This is a genomic window from Bifidobacterium amazonense (assembly GCF_018555435.2).
In the GTDB taxonomy this organism is placed as follows: domain Bacteria; phylum Actinomycetota; class Actinomycetes; order Actinomycetales; family Bifidobacteriaceae; genus Bifidobacterium; species Bifidobacterium amazonense.
Window position 1 is genome coordinate 111,158 of the sequence record NZ_JAFEJT020000002.1, and the last position, 14,249, is coordinate 125,406.

Here is a 14,249-nt window from a genome sequence, read left to right on the forward strand (position 1 = left end):
CCGTTTTTCGATATGCCGCAAACCGTTGGAAATCAAGGCGACACGCCGTAAGTTGCATCTGGGCTGAGATCGTGTATATTTATCACTCGTTGCAAGGAACACTTCAACGCATCTAACCAAGCCCCTGTAGCTCAGTTGGTTAGAGCAGCTGACTCTTAATCAGCGTGTCCAGGGTTCGAATCCCTGCGGGGGCACAGACAAGGCATCGACTTCGGTCGGTGCCTTTTTTGTTTCCCTTGAAAACCGTTGGGATCATTGGGGTTCCCCGGCGTGTCGCGAGCAGTGTCGCCGAGTGTGCTTTTTCTTCGGGAGTCGTCAGAAATGGTCGGTTTCACCTGACTTAGGTTACAAGTTAGGTCACAGATTTCCGGGGGTCCTACCGTGAGACGCATGAGGAAAAAGCAGCAACGACGCGGTTTCGGGTCGATCATCGAACGCACCAACGAGGCGGGATACGTCACCTCCCTGATCGTTAGGTATCAAAACCCGCTTGACCGGTCCAAGAGGATCACGAAGTCGTTCAAGGCCGGTCAGCGAGCCTTGGCCGAGTCTTGGCTGGACGCGGAGAAGGATTATCTGGATCGGTGCGAGAGGGGTCTGGATACGTGGATAAGTCCCGCCGACCGTGAGAGGGCCAAGGAAGCGGCTCTGGTGCTGTTCGGCGATTACGTGGAACGGTGGATCGAGGGGTATCGCAAGGTTGATGGCGGCGAGTTGTCCGGCAGCTCGAAACGTAATCTGCGGGCGGACTGTTCGCATTTCCTGCCTGCGTTCGCCTCCATGCCGGTCCAGGAGATCACGCCCGAGGATATCAGGCGATGGTATGACCGGCCGCATCCGGAGGGCCGTCACGCCTTCCGTAGGGCGTGCCAGCGGTTCAAGGCGATCATGAAGACGGCCAGCACCGAGGGAATGGACGGATCCGCGCCACTGCGTGCGGACAACCCGTTCATTTTCCCGATCCCGACCGTGCCCGAATCGGATAGGGTGAGGCTCCGCCCGCTGTCCCGTGAGGAGCTGAAGGCGCTGTACGACGCTATGCCCGATTACACGCGTCTGAGCGTCTACCTGTCGGCGTTGGCCGGTGGCCTGCGTATCGGCGAGGTATGCGCGTTGCAGCGTCGGGATATTGACCTGGATCATCTGATCCTGCATGTGCGGCATTCGGTCAACCGCGGCCCCGAGGATCGCGGCGAACTGGTGCTGTCCCGGACGAAGACCGCGTCGAGCGTCAGGGACGTGGTGATCCCCGTCGAACTGGTCCCCTTGATCCGCGAGCATTTGGACGCGTATTGCGATCCCGGACCGACGGCGATGGTGTTCAAGGCCAAACGGGCGCGGATGCTGGGCCAGAACGTGCTCAGGAAGCAATTCGATATCGCCAAGAAGGCCGCTGGCCGCCCGGACATCGTGTTCCATACGCTCAGGGCCACGCACGCCACGCTGCTGATCCTCGCCGGCGGCACCTTGCGCGAGGCCATGAACCAATTGGGACACACGTCGACGGACGTGGCGATCCGTCACTACCAGCGCGCCGTGGACCAGCACACCAAGCAGGTCGCCAACGAGCTGGCCGTCGAGATGATGCCCGTGGCGCGCACCCGCGAGGTCGTCGAGGGCGAGCTGCTCCAAGCCCAGGACGACCTCAAAACGGCGCGGGAACGGGTGCGCAGGCTTAAGGCCGAGCTGATTCTGATGGGCTAGACGGGTTTCCTTCTGTCTTTGCCTGCTCCGTTTCCTTCCGTGCCTTCTCCTCGGCCCTTTTTCGCTTCGCTTCCTCGTCGTCTCGCGCTTCGAGTATCGAGGTGATCCACGGGTCGGTCATGCGCGTCCTGACTTCGTGGATGTCGTCCTGGATGTCCATCCAGTGCTCGCCGTTTTGCCAGTATTGCCGGCCGACTACTTTCCGCCCCTGTTCCGCCGATAGGTCGGCCAGCTGGCCGTACAACCACTTTCGGAGTTCGGGCTTGGCCAGTTGTTCCTTGGTCTGTCGCTGCTGCTCCCATTCGTAGTCCGCGCCGATCACCTGGTCCTGGGAGAACGTGGTCCTCGGGTCCATGTCGAACCCGGTTTCGGGGTCCACGCCATACGCGTAATGGGGGCGGTCGGCTTCCTTTTGGGCCAGCCGCTCGTAGTCGTTGACGAGGAACGTCAGGAGCGGCTTCGCGTCTTCGGCGATGGTCGGGGATGACGGATCGGGCATCGCGTGGTGCTTTTGCAGGTACAGGCGCCCGCCGGACAGCATCTGCCATGCTTGCGCGATGGCCTCTTCCGTCTTGAGGAAACCGGTCAGGTCGAATATGTCCTTGTTGGCGTCCTTTGGTCCGACCGTAGCGACGGCGGGACGGTAGCGCCAGGCCTTCCTCCGTCCGTTTTCCACCGTGTACGCCGTCAGAACGCCTCTTCCCAGCTGTTCCTGGAACTTGCCGCGCTGCTTTTCCAAACGTTCGAGTTCGAGATGGTTCTCGTCGATGAGCTGGACGGCCCGCATCAGTTCGCATCCCTTTCGGGTCAGTTCGTCCGAATCGTCTCGGAACCATTGGCTGAGTTCTTCGTACACCTTGTAGTTGGCCTGATCCGCGTACGGTTCTATGCCGCAACGGTCGAACGGCTTGTCGAGGTCGATGAGCAGCGCCAATGGCGATACCCCCAGCGCCTTGGACAGGATGATGACGTCGCTTACGGTGATGTGCTTCTTACCCTGCCGAGCCTTTCCCGTCCGGACGTCCCGGCTCTGTCGCGGCCTGGGGGCGCAGGCCATCTTCCTGACCCAGGACAGACTGTCTTTCCCACCTCGAAGCAAGGCGACCTTTTCCGCGAGCTGCTTCAGGCTCATGCCCTTGGGTAGCTTCTCGCTTTCACGCGCCATCTTCCGGTATCTCGCCACTCGCCGGATGAACGCGTCGTCGCTTCCGCTGTCCACCGTTTTCTCTGGTCCGTCCGTCATATCGTTTTTCCTTTCTTTCCTGCCGGCGCTCTGGCTTGCTGCTGACCGGTCTAGGTCCATCCTGACGTCTTCCAATCAAAAAAGTTATGAAATGTAACTCATTGTACGCCGTTTTCTATCTTGGGAATCACTTAGCAAGGAGGACGACATGGACAACGGCAGCACGCGCAGGACGACGGGTTCGACGGTTCGTCCGTTGGTGGACCTGTCCGACCTGCCCAGGCTTCTGACGAAGCCGGAGGTCGGCGACCTGCTGCGTATCTCCCCCTCGGGGGTGGATCGCCTGCTCTCGTCCGGCCGTCTTCCCTGCTATCACCTCGGACGCCGGGTGCTTGTCCCTCGGGACGCGCTCGAAACGCTGCTGGCCCGCCCGTTCAACGCGGCGGTGCTCAGGTGACGACAGCCGGTCCTATGTATAACGCGACGGTTTCGCCGGGCTGCGGAACGCCGTCCGTACGCCTTGACGCCCTGGTTTTTCTCCCCGCCTGTACGGGGATGACCCAGTTTCAGTCATGCCGTCGCGGTTTCCCCGCTCTTACGGGGATGATCCTGTCGGGTTTTTGTCCGGTTCGCCGGACGCTTCGTTTCCCCGCTCTTACGGGGTTGACCCGACAGCAGGACCGGCTCTGTTTCTCTTCCGGACGCCGGACGTGGCCCTTGGACTTCGTCCGAAACGCTATTGGTGCAGCCGTTCAACGCGGCGGTGCTCAGGTAACGACTCAAGCCGGTCCTATGTATAACGCGACGGTTTCGCCGGGCTGCGGAACGCCGTCCGTACGCCTTGACGCCCCGGTTTTCTCCCCGCCTGTACGGGGATGACCCAGGTCTAGTCATGCCGTGGGCTACGGGACCGTCGCGGTTTCCCCGCTGGTACGGGGATGATCCTGTCGGGCTTTTGTCTGGTTCTCCGGACGCTTCTTTTCCTCGCTCTTACGGGGTTGACCCGACAGCAGGACCGGCTGCCGTTCCCCGGACGCCGGGTGCTTGTCCCTCGGGACGCGCTCGAAACGCTCCTTTCCCCGTCCGGCCTCTCTCGGGGCCGGGCATCCGTTCTTTTATTTCGCATGAAAGCAGAAATTATGGCAGCGAAGGTTTTCAAGCAAAGCATGAATCAGGCGGTGGCCCTGATCGCCGAGATCGGCGGCTACGAGGAGTCCAACGACCCGACACCGGTGATGATGGGCCGCATGGAGGGGTCCGGCGATGACGCGACATGGGTCGCGCTGAACACGCCGTTGAAATTCCGCGGCATGCCGGTATGGAACTTCGATGTAAGGGTGTCGGTGCTCTCCCCGCTCAACGGCGCGGTGAAGAGCGACACGTTGCATATCCAGTTCCCGGCGTCGTCACGTCCCTCGTACGCGGACATGGTCCCGTCCGACGACGGCGTGCTCGCCTGACATGAGTGGATTCGGGTGCCGTCGGGCTGCGGTGCTTGGCGGCACCCCTTTTTGGTTTTAGGAGGGTTTTCGTATGGAGCGTTTTATCGAGAAGCTGCTGGATGTGTTGGAGGACCTGTGCCTGGCGTGGTGGCGCATGGTGCTGGCATGGATTGTCTATCTGCTGCTTGTGTCCCCGATGATCATGTTCGGGAACGATCCGGCGTGCTTCCTGGCGGGCGTGCTCGCCCTGCCCTGGTACCTGCTGCTGTGCTGGTTTTCGAGACGGTTCCCGTCGTGTTCGGTGTTCATCAAGGATGCGGTGGATGATGGCGATCCCCGCGTGACGTGGGCCGCCGGCGTGCAGAAGGCATGGGGCGAGAACGTGAACAGGGCAGTGGTCCCGGCTTCGCTGGTATTGATCGTTCCTCCCGCTCCGGGCGAGGTCACGGGTCGTGACGTATGGCCGGTGATCATGGGTTACATGCCGGGTGATGCTCCCGACCGGATGGTTCTTCGCTTCTGGCTGCCGTTGGGGATTACGCGTCAGTTCTTCGAGACCCAGAAGGCCGCGATCGAGCAGTCGTTGAACCAGCCGATCCTGGAGTTCCGTGACGTGCCGGGTGATATGAGTCTGGTGGACGTGGTGGTTGGCGGTCAGGCAGGCGCGTCATGGTCCCGGTGAGTTTGGGTGTGGACGCGTATGGTCGGCCGGTGGCCTATGACATGGCGACGCCCTCGCATCTGCTGGTCGCAGGGCAGACGCGTTCGGGCAAGTCGGTGTTGATGCAGTCGCTGCTCGCCCAGTTGGCGGCCGTGCCGGGCGTGGTACTGGCGGGTTCGGACCCGTCGGGCATCCTGCTGGCCCCGGTCGCCGAGGCCGGTCGTTATGGCGGGAGGATCGCGTTGGGCACCGAGGACGCTGCCTCTCACTTGGACGCGTTTGCCTGGCTGGACCGGGTGTTCCGGGATCGGCAGCGGCTGCTGGTCAGGCAGGGCCGGGACAAGATCGACGTGGATGATCCCGCGACGCCGCTGGTGGTGTTCGTGGCCGAGGAGTATCTGAGCCTGACCCAACTGGTCGCGGCCACGGACGCCGCTTCCTCCCCTCGTGGCCGTGACGCGGCGAGATTGAAGGCCTTGGTGCTGTCGTTGAGCGCGCAGGCGTTGAAATGCGGGATCCGCATGATCGTCAGCGTGCAGCGTTCCGACGCCGAGTTCCTGGGCGGCCCCGCCCGTTCCAATCTGGCCACGCGTATCCTGCTGCGTTCCGAACCGGAGGCCTCGCGCATGGTGTTCCCGGATCTTTCGGACGGGGATCGGGACTGGATCGCCCGCGCCTTGCCGGGCTGCGGCCTGGTGGAGGCTCCCGGACTGCCGCGTCAACGGTTCCGTGGCTATGACTACCCGTATGCGGCGTATCGGGATCGGGTCCGTTACTGCGCGTCGGTGAGGGGAGCGACGCGTGGGCCGGAGGGCGGAGCCTGAGCACGCGAAGCGCGCGGAACGGCGGAGCCCGGAGACGCGCGCGGAGCGGGGTACTGGCCTCTACTTCCCCAGTACCCCACCCAAAAACGTAGCAACACCCGGAAAACCCAGTGTTTGCAAGGCTTCCGGGACATTGTTCCCGCTACATCGGCGAACGAATGTAGCAGAAAGGAGAGGATGATGGCCGACACCGGGAAGAAAGACGGGTCTAAGCCGAGGAAGGCCAAGGATCCGTTGAAGGCGTTGGACAAGGTTCAGGCCAGGCGGTTCATGGTGCGGTTCGATCTGCCCGACCAGGATGAGACGGCCTGGGGCGACGGCAAAGCGCATGAGCTGGTGGAACAAGCCCTGGGCAAGTGGAGTTGGATCGGCCAGGTCGAGAAGGGGGAGAAGAGCGGTCGCATCCACGCGCAGCTGTACGTGGAGTCCCCGATGAAGAGCCCTATCCGTGCGGGGTCGATCGTGCGCGCGGTCAGGGCGGTGACCGATACGGACGGGCACAAGGTCTCGGCGGACGTGGAGAAAGCGAAGGCCAAACCGAGTTCCTGCGTGGCCTACGTGACCAAACAGAAAACAAGATTGCTGGGTCCGTGGAGCAACAAGGCGATGGGCGAGTGGCCCGACCCGGACGGGAGCGAGCGGATCACCCGGGAGGACCTGTACCACGCGGTCATGGCGGAGGGCATGGGCCTGCGCGAGATTCTCGCGGACCAGTCGCTGGCGGTGGCCGCGTCCACGTGCATGCAATGGCTACGCCAGGTCATCACCACGCGTGAGGCGTTGAAATGGGACACGGGCGGTACCCGTCCGGTCCGGTGCATCTACATCTACGGCGACAGCAACACGGGCAAGTCCACGGCCGCCCGCGCCCTGCTGGCCGACGAATACGGCGGCGACGGGTATTTCACCGTCACGGACATGGACCGCGATCCCTGGGCCGGCTACGAATCCCAACGCGCGGTGCTGTTCGACGACCTGCGCCTGCCGACACCGAAAATCTCGTTCCAGACGTGGCTCAGGTATACGGACCGGTTCGATTTGCAGCTCTCCCGCCGTTACGAGAACGCATACGCCGCCTACGAGACGCTGGTGGTGACGAGCAACTGGAGCCCGGACGAACAGATCGAGAGCGTGCGCATGGCGTTGACGGACGGCAAGCTGCGCGACGAGGACGTGACCGCGTTCTATAGACGACTCACCCGCGTGATCCATGTGGACCGGTACGGCAACCCCCGCGACGAGACCAACCGATACCACCAAGCCCTCGCGGATCGCCTGACCGTCACCGGCGAAGCGTTGAAAACACTGCTCGACCATGACCCGCCCCAACCGCAGGGCTTCGACCAGACAACCCCACAATCCGACGGGCTCGCCGATTCGGATCCCGAATGGAACCTCGGCAAGCTGGGATCCGGTCAAAGTTACGATTCGGAACTCTCCGCGGAGGATCTGATTGCATAGGAACCGTCACCTATGAATTTCAAAAACCAACATGACAGCAAAGAAGGAAACAACCATGGAAATCAACTTCACGATCACCGATGACGGCAAGGCTGTCGCCGGGGATCGGGACAAGCTCCCCTACCCTCGCTACTCTTACGAACTACCCGATGTGGAGGGCCTGCCCTACGTGTACGGTCCGCCAAGCACCCTGCAGGATGTTGCCGATATAGCCGAGCTCCTCTATTGCAAGATCGATTATGACTATATCCGTCAACGGGCTTGGGAGGACCTTTATAGGGAACTGGACGCATATCACAAAATGACCTCCGACTTCTACGACTACGGCATAATATGCGGTCTTGATCGGAGAGGCTGGAACGCGATCTTGGAAATTGAGTGGATGCCTCTTTATCGTCATTACCCGGAAAGCAGCTGGGAGGATACGACCATGATCCCCACAGGTTATGAGGTCGATCTGGGGATGTTCGCCGAGGCGCATCCTCAGTACGACCCGGAAAGTCCTGAATATGATCCCGACGCGGACTGAGGCCATATGACAACGACCCCCGACCTTTCAAAGCCGGGGGTCGTCTTACTGGTCATGCCGATGGATCAGGCGAGTCCCTTCCAGGCGACGCCTTCCTGGTTCCAGCCGATGGTGCCGAGGTGGTCGTACTCGTTCCGGTCGCTGGTGTACAGGTGCTCGCTGTTGTACTTGTTGTACAAACGGTAGACGTTCACGTCGCCCTGGTCGGACTGGTACCAGGCGATGCCCTCGTAGTTCCAGCCGATGCGGTCCAGGTGGTCGCGTTCCGCGCTGTCGAGGGTCCACAGGTGCTGGCCGTTGTACGGGTTGTACAGACGGTAGACGGGCGTGCCGGTCTTGGCCTCCGCGTTGAACACGACGCCCTCGTAGTTCCAGCCGATCTTCACCAGGTGGTCGCGTTCCACGGTGTCCGCGGTGTAGTGGTGCAGTCCGCTGTACGGATTGTACAGGCGGTAAACGGGCAGCTTGGCCACGGTCTGCTCGCCGCTGGTGCCGCCGTTGCTGCCGGAACCGTTGCTACCCGAGTTGTTCGATCCACCGGTGTTTCCGGAGTTGTTGCCTCCGTTGTTGCCGGTGTTTCCGCCGGTGTTGCCACCCTGGTTCTGGTTCTTCTTGGCCTCCTCGAGATCGACCTGGGCCTTCGCGAGGTCGGTCTTGGCCTGCTGGAGCTTCTTGGTGGCCGCGTCGAGGTCGTCGCGGGTCTGCTTGTACTTGTTCCAGGCGGCGACGTACTTGTTGTAGGCGTCGATGACCGCCTGGCTGGCCTTGTCGGCCTCGGTGAGCTGGTCCTTGGCGTCCTGGAGATCCTGGTCGGCCTTGTCGAGCGCATCCTTCGCGTCCTTCAGCGTCTGCTCCGCCTTCGCCAGCGCCTTCTTGGTATCCGTCACCTGCTGGTCGGCGTCGGTGAGCTTCTGGAGGTTCTGCTTGGCGGTGGCCACCTTCTCGGCTGCCTTGGTCGCGGTGTCCTTGAGCTCGGTGAGCTTGGCGTTCGCGTCGGTGACGTCCTGCTTGGCCTGGTCGCGCTTGGCGGTCGCCTCGTCGAGGGCCTTCTTCGCGGCGTCGAGCTGCTGCTGGTGCTGCTCGCTGGATGTGCCGTTCTTGACGGCGTCGTCGTACGCCTGCTGCGCCTTCTGCTCCGTGGCCTTCGCGTTGGTAAGCGTGGTGTTGGCCTGGTCGAGAATACCCTGCTTGGCGGCCTGGTCGGTCTTCGCTGCGGCGAGTTCGTTGTTCGCCTTGGTCAGGTTGTCGGCGGCGTTCTGAAGGTCGGTCAGCTTCTTCTGGCTGGCTTCCACGGCCTGGTCCGCGGCGTCCTTGTCGGCCTGCGCCTGGGTGAGGGCCTTGGCGGTGTCGTCCTTCTTCTGCTGGGCGGCGTCCACCTTCGCCTGCGCGTCCTTGACGGCCTGCTCCGCCTTGGTGTCGTTGTCGGTGGCGGTCTGCTGCGCGGTCTTCGCGTCGGTGAGCTCCTGCTGGGCGGCGGCGAGTTCCTTCTTCGCGTTGTCAAGGTTCTGCTGGAGCTCGGTCGTGTTGGAAGAAGCGTCGGCGAGCTTCTTGTACTGGGTCAGCAGCGAGACGTACTGGTCCACGGTGAAGGAGGCGGTGTAGTCGACAGAAGCTGTGAGGTCTTCATTCCACACCTGCACACCGTAACCAGTGCCGTAGTTGCGCCATTCCTGGGTGGAGCCGTAGCCCTCGCTGCTGGTATCGGTGACGGCGAAGCTGAAATCACCGTTCGCGCCGTTGATCAAATTGAGGTAGTGGCCGGTGCCGTAGCCCTTGCCGCCGTTCACGCTCGGGTCGCTGTTGTCCGTCCACCACAGGTCCGGGTACTTAACGGACAGGTAGCCGAGGTTGCCCTGGTTGATCAGGTCCTTCACGTCGTCCTGGGTGGCCTGATCCTGCTTGCTCATCCACTCGTCGAAGTAGGACTTCTCCGACATCCAACCGCCGAACACGTTACGGTAGACGCCGTTCTCCTGCTGGTTGATGTCGGTGCTGGTGTTGTCGAAACCCCAACCGAGGTTCTCATTACCGCTAACGCCCTTGCAGGCGTGCGTTCCCCAGTACGCGGCGAGGTTCGCGCAGACCTCGGACACGCCAATACCCGCGATGTTCACGTTGCCGGTGGACATGCCGAGCTGCTTGCGGATCTGGTTGTACTGGTCCATCTGCTGCGCGGCCTTCAGCATGTTGTCCAGCGAGGTGGCGTCACCCGCCTGGCCGAGCTTCGTGTAGCCGGACACGTCACCGATGCTGAAGTTGGAGCCAGTGACCGTGGGCCTGTCGTTCGTCAGCAGCTTGTAGGCGTATTCCGCGGCCTTCTTCTGGTCGGCGGTGATGCTCGGGTCGTCAGATTCCATGATCCACTTCATGAAACCGGCGGAACCCTGCGCGACCTGCTCAGCGCTGATCGTGCCGCTACCCGCGTTCTTCAGCGCCTCCTCGGCGGCGGTGACCTTCTGCTGGGCGGCGTCCACCTTGCTCTGGGCCTCCGTAACGGCGGTGTTGGCCTTGTCGAGGGCTTCCTTTGCGGCCTTGAGCGCCTCGTCCGAAGTGGTCTTGTCCGCGACCGCCTGGTCGTACGCCTTCTGGGCGGCTTCCTGGTCGGCCTTCGCCTTCTCCAGTGCAGTGGCGGTGGTCTGCTGGGTCTTCTTGTCGGTGTCGAGCTGGGTCTGCGCCTTCTGGATGTTCTCCTGGGTGGCGTCCTTGGCGGCTTCCTTGGCGGCGTCGGCTGCGGCCTGCTTCTCGCTGACGGTCTTGTCGGCGGCGTCCTTGTCGGCCTGGGCCTTGTCCACGGTGGACTGGGCTTCGGTGACCTTCTGCTTGGCGGCGTCGAGGTCCTTCTTGGCCTGGTCGATGGCGGCCTGGTTGTCGCCGGCTGCGGCGAGCTTGTCGTAGGCGTCCTGCTTGTCCTTGACGTCCTGCTCGGCCTGGGTGAGAATACCCTCTGCCTCGGTGACCTTGTTCTGCTGGGCAGCCACCTGCTTGTCTGCGGCGGCCTGGTCGTTCTGGGCGTCGGTAACGTTCTGCTGGGCCTGTTCGGTGGTGCCGAGTTCCTGGTGGAGCTTGTCGGCGTTCTGCTGGGCGGTGTCGGCGTCCTTCTGGGCGTTGTCCACCTCGGTCTGCGCGTTGTCCTTGTCCTGCTGGGCCTGGTCGGCGGCTTCCTGCTTCTGCTGGACGTTCTGCTGGGCGGCGGACTGGTTGTTCTGCGCCTCGGTCACCTTGTCGGTGGGGGTGGGGGTGGTGTCGGCGTTAGCGTTCTGGTCGATGACGCCGCTGATCTGGCCCTGGTTGAGGGCGGTGTTGTAGTCGTCCTTGGCGGTGTTATTGTTCTGCTCGGCAGTGTCCTTCTGGTTCTGGGCCTGCTGCACCTGCTGCTGGGCCTGGTCGACCTTCTGCTGGGCCTCCTCAACGCTCATCTTTGCGTCCGACACGGCCTGGGTGGACTCAAGCTGCTTGGCGACGGCCTCCGAACCCCGGGCCTCATCCGCCATAGCCGGGGCGGCACCCGACATCAACGTCGCGGTCGCAATCAGACCAGCACCAAGCTGAACGCCGACCTTGCCGTAATCCTTCTTCTTAGCATGACGCGCCTTGGACATCGCGCACTCCTTACTTGCTCTTCTTAAAGCGCCTTTACCGTGCAGTGCTGAACTTCCCCTGACGGCTACAAGGGAAAATGCTACATCTATGGAGCTACATATATGTTGTTACGACCGTAGCTTGAGCGCATGCTTCAGACGGTTGACTACGATCTGTCATGGGAGGAGTACTCGAGACGGCTCGGCGTCAACCTCCAACGACTGCGCAACGCACGCGGACTGAGTCAGGAACGCGTCGCCTTCGACGCCGGACTGTCCCGACTGCAATACCAACGCCTAGAACGCGGCGGATTCAAGAACGATTCCCCGTCCAACCCAACGGCGAAGACCCTGATCGCCCTGGCCGAGATACTCGGGGTTACCGTCAACGAGCTATTACCCCAACCCTGGCCCGATCTGCACGCCAAGTAGGCATATATATAAGGCATCAGGGTCACAATGCATCAGAAGACTTCACCGGACTTCAGCCGGAGGTTACAATGTAGGTAACGATTCTCGCAAGAGAATGCTGAAAGCCTTGTTTTTCAATGGTTTCCGTGGGAAGTTCCACCTCCCTGCGGGGGCACGAGCAAGGCCGGAATCGCATGATTCCGGCCTTTTTCGTATGCGGTTTCGTTGTCGCCCGCCAGCGCGCACGTTCAGCCCTCGGCGTACACTTATCCCGTTTGCTTGACGTCCCCGCACGTCATTGTCATTGCATCAATCCGACTCAAGAGAGAAAAGAAGAAGCAGTGGAATACTCCCTCTTTACCAAGCTGGCCGCCGAATTCTTCGGCACCGCCATCCTCATGATCTTCGGCAACGGCTCCGTGGCCAACGTCGAGCTCAAGAACACCAAGGGCCACCACGCCGGCTGGCTGAACATCGCCATGGGCTACGGCTTCGGCGTCATGTTCCCGGTGCTCATGTTCGGCGCGGTCTCCGGCGCGCACATCAACCCGGCCATGACCATCGCGCAGGCCATCAACGGCATGTTCCCGTGGAACGAGGTGCTGCCGTACATCATCGCGCAGCTGCTCGGCGCGGCGCTCGGCCAGTTCATCGTGTACCTCACCTACTATCCGCACTACAAGGAGACCGAGGACGCCGAGGCCATCCTCGCCACCTTCTGCACCACCGACGCCGACAACAAGAAGCTCAACTACTTCGTCAACGAGATGTTCGGCACGCTCGTGCTCGTCTTCGGCGCGCTGTGCTGCCTGATGGACCCGTGGGGCGAGAAGGATCCGGCCGCGGCCGCGATCGTCGTCGGCTTCATCGTGTGGGGCCTCGTCACCTCCATGGGCGGCCCGACCGGCCCTGGCCTGAACCCGGCCCGCGACCTCATGCCGCGACTCCTGCACGCCGTCCTGCCGATCCCGTCCAAGGGCACCTCCCGTTGGAACGAGGCATGGATCCCGGTCGTCGCCCCGATCGTGGGCGCGATCATCGGCGCCTGGCTGTTCAACGCCTTCTTCGCCTGATTCCTCTTCCCTCAACGGGGACTGGTCGCAACGACCGGTCCCGATACGCAAGGCCCGTCCCGGTTGTTCCGGGGCGGGCCTTGCCCGTTGATGCCGGTTGTAGACGCCACCGTGCGATTCCGACGGATGCGCTGCGCGTATACTGGGCGCATCGGCCACGGCTGGCCGGGACGTCCCCGTCGTTGATGATGCGCGGATGACGGCCGCCGGCCGGCAGAGCGAGGAGGAAGTCATGCCGCGTTTCACCGGTTCCCGCAGTGGGCCCGTCGGCACGTTCATCGGCAGGTTCAGCCGGGAACCCAAGTATGTGATCCGCCGCGTGGCCGTGGTCGTGCTGATCGTCGCGTTCGTCGCGGCGGTCGTCTGGTCCACGGCGATCGCCGGCGGCGCGCTGGAACGGGTGCGCGCACAGTCCGCGGACGTCGCCGCGGCAAAGGGCGGCACGTCCGCATCGTCGTCGAACAAGTCTGCCAAGTCGACCGATGGCAAATCCCAGGCCGCAGCCGACGCCGATCAGCAGGCCGCGGACATCGCCGCAACGCTAAAATCCGACAAGTCGGCCAAGCCGCTCACCGACGCCGAACGTACGTCCATCCTGCAGCAGGCGCAATCGACGGCGGCCGACAGCGGCGACGTGCCGCAGACGTTCACCTACTGCCTCGAGACCAAGGGTGACGTGGGCAGCACCACTGCGTTCTCCAACACCGTGTACCGCACGCTCAATAACGCCAAAGGCTGGCCGCGTGCCGGCGCGACGTTCGAACAGCTCAACGGCGACGACTGCGCGAACGCGGACATGACGCTCATCCTGTCCGAGGCGAAGTACATGTCGGACTTTTCCGAAGGGTGTTCCGGCTCGTACAGCTGCCGCGTCGGCGATCAGGTCATCATCAACGCCGACCGCTGGAACGGCGGCACCGAGGACTGGTTGAAGGCCGGCGGCACGCTGGCGCGCTACCGCGAAATGGTCATCAACCACGAGGTCGGCCACCGGCTCGGCCATTACGACAATGAAACGGCCTGCGCCGGCGAGGGGCAGCCCGCGCCGCTGATGCTGCAGCAGTCCATGCGCCTTGACGGATGCACGCCCAATGAATGGCCGCTCGACAGCGAGCTGTGGATCGGCTGGCACCGTGTCGAGCCTGAACTGACGCGCCTCTTTTCTCCCGACTCCCCTTGCCGGGAGGAGCCGGGCCGCTATTCGATGTCGGTGCGTCGATCGGCCAGATTCGCGCGCACGCGCTCCCATGAGAACCGTGCCAGCGCCTCGTCAAGGCTCATGGGCGTGCCGAACGGGTCGTCGGCGTCTCCTGCCGGCAGATCCGAAAGTCCCAGCAATCGTGCGCAGTAGCCGATGATCTGTTCGGGGGAGAGGCCCTCGGT

12 protein-coding genes and 1 tRNA gene are annotated in these 14,249 nt (G+C 62.7%); 11 read left to right on the plus strand and 2 right to left on the minus strand.

Going from position 1 to position 14,249, the window contains the following annotated elements; translation table 11 throughout:
• Positions 1-120: 120 nt before the first annotated feature.
• Both JS533_RS01080 and JS533_RS01085 read left to right on the plus strand, forming a co-directional pair.
• Positions 121-194: transfer RNA gene (locus tag JS533_RS01080), tRNA-Lys, on the plus strand.
• 196 nt (positions 195-390) lie between these two features.
• Positions 391-1,704: a tyrosine-type recombinase/integrase gene (locus tag JS533_RS01085; protein ID WP_241512724.1), complete on the plus strand. Its 1,314-nt coding sequence runs from the start codon at positions 391-393 to the stop codon at positions 1,702-1,704.
• Here JS533_RS01085 and JS533_RS01090 read toward each other — a convergent pair.
• Complete coding sequence (locus JS533_RS01090; RefSeq protein ID WP_241512725.1) at positions 1,676-2,947, minus strand: hypothetical protein; 1,272 nt, start codon at positions 2,945-2,947, stop codon at positions 1,676-1,678. The two genes, JS533_RS01085 and JS533_RS01090, sit on opposite strands and share 29 nt — an antisense overlap.
• 148 nt (positions 2,948-3,095) lie before the next feature.
• On the opposite strand from JS533_RS01090, the gene JS533_RS01095 reads away from it, so the two are divergent.
• The 6 genes from JS533_RS01095 (at position 3,096) to JS533_RS01120 (ending at position 7,804) form a co-directional block, all read left to right on the plus strand.
• Positions 3,096-3,344 (plus strand): helix-turn-helix domain-containing protein, encoded by a 249-nt coding sequence (locus JS533_RS01095; RefSeq protein ID WP_241512726.1) that lies wholly within the window; start codon positions 3,096-3,098, stop codon positions 3,342-3,344.
• Positions 3,345-4,026: 682 nt separating this feature from the next.
• Positions 4,027-4,347: a hypothetical protein gene (locus JS533_RS01100; RefSeq protein WP_241512727.1), complete on the plus strand. Its 321-nt coding sequence runs from the start codon at positions 4,027-4,029 to the stop codon at positions 4,345-4,347.
• A gap of 73 nt (positions 4,348-4,420) precedes the next feature.
• Positions 4,421-5,011, plus strand: coding sequence for a hypothetical protein (locus tag JS533_RS01105; RefSeq protein ID WP_241512728.1), 591 nt, complete (start codon positions 4,421-4,423; stop codon positions 5,009-5,011).
• Positions 5,008-5,814, plus strand: a complete 807-nt coding sequence (locus tag JS533_RS01110) for an FtsK/SpoIIIE domain-containing protein (RefSeq protein ID WP_241512729.1) — start codon at positions 5,008-5,010, stop codon at positions 5,812-5,814. The genes JS533_RS01105 and JS533_RS01110 overlap by 4 nt, the downstream gene beginning before the upstream one ends.
• A gap of 180 nt (positions 5,815-5,994) precedes the next feature.
• A complete protein-coding gene (locus JS533_RS01115; RefSeq protein ID WP_241512730.1) occupies positions 5,995-7,275 on the plus strand; it encodes a P-loop NTPase family protein in 1,281 nt (426 codons plus the stop codon).
• Between the two features lie 31 nt (positions 7,276-7,306).
• Entirely contained in the window at positions 7,307-7,804 is a 498-nt protein-coding gene (locus JS533_RS01120) for a hypothetical protein (protein WP_241512731.1), read from the plus strand.
• Between the two features lie 65 nt (positions 7,805-7,869).
• On the opposite strand, the gene JS533_RS01125 is transcribed toward JS533_RS01120, so the two are convergent.
• Entirely contained in the window at positions 7,870-11,403 is a 3,534-nt protein-coding gene (locus tag JS533_RS01125) for a hypothetical protein (RefSeq protein ID WP_241512732.1), read from the minus strand.
• A gap of 129 nt (positions 11,404-11,532) precedes the next feature.
• On the opposite strand from JS533_RS01125, the gene JS533_RS01130 reads away from it, so the two are divergent.
• The 3 genes from JS533_RS01130 (at position 11,533) to JS533_RS01140 (ending at position 14,217) form a co-directional block, all read left to right on the plus strand.
• The gene (locus JS533_RS01130) at positions 11,533-11,814 is read left to right on the plus strand and encodes a helix-turn-helix domain-containing protein (RefSeq protein WP_241512733.1); all 282 of its coding nucleotides are present in this window, start codon (positions 11,533-11,535) and stop codon (positions 11,812-11,814) included.
• 320 nt (positions 11,815-12,134) lie between these two features.
• Positions 12,135-12,866, plus strand: coding sequence for an MIP/aquaporin family protein (locus JS533_RS01135; protein WP_219059603.1), 732 nt, complete (start codon positions 12,135-12,137; stop codon positions 12,864-12,866).
• Positions 12,867-13,098: 232 nt separating this feature from the next.
• Positions 13,099-14,217: a DUF3152 domain-containing protein gene (locus JS533_RS01140; RefSeq protein WP_241512734.1), complete on the plus strand. Its 1,119-nt coding sequence runs from the start codon at positions 13,099-13,101 to the stop codon at positions 14,215-14,217.
• The last annotated feature ends 32 nt before the right edge of the window (positions 14,218-14,249 follow it).

Excerpts from the sequence above, each read along its gene's own strand:
- JS533_RS01130 (WP_241512733.1), top strand. The coding sequence starts at position 11,533 with ATGCTTCAGACGGTTGACTACGATCTGTCATGGGAGGAGTACTCGAGA.
- JS533_RS01105 (WP_241512728.1), top strand. The coding sequence starts at position 4,421 with ATGGAGCGTTTTATCGAGAAGCTGCTGGATGTGTTGGAGGACCTGTGC.
- JS533_RS01100 (WP_241512727.1), top strand. The coding sequence starts at position 4,027 with ATGGCAGCGAAGGTTTTCAAGCAAAGCATGAATCAGGCGGTGGCCCTG.
- JS533_RS01090 (WP_241512725.1), bottom strand. The coding sequence starts at position 2,947 with ATGACGGACGGACCAGAGAAAACGGTGGACAGCGGAAGCGACGACGCG.
- JS533_RS01115 (WP_241512730.1), top strand. The coding sequence starts at position 5,995 with ATGGCCGACACCGGGAAGAAAGACGGGTCTAAGCCGAGGAAGGCCAAG.
- JS533_RS01085 (WP_241512724.1), top strand. The coding sequence starts at position 391 with ATGAGGAAAAAGCAGCAACGACGCGGTTTCGGGTCGATCATCGAACGC.
- JS533_RS01095 (WP_241512726.1), top strand. The coding sequence starts at position 3,096 with ATGGACAACGGCAGCACGCGCAGGACGACGGGTTCGACGGTTCGTCCG.
- JS533_RS01140 (WP_241512734.1), top strand. The coding sequence starts at position 13,099 with ATGCCGCGTTTCACCGGTTCCCGCAGTGGGCCCGTCGGCACGTTCATC.
- JS533_RS01120 (WP_241512731.1), top strand. The coding sequence starts at position 7,307 with ATGACAGCAAAGAAGGAAACAACCATGGAAATCAACTTCACGATCACC.
- JS533_RS01125 (WP_241512732.1), bottom strand. The coding sequence starts at position 11,403 with ATGTCCAAGGCGCGTCATGCTAAGAAGAAGGATTACGGCAAGGTCGGC.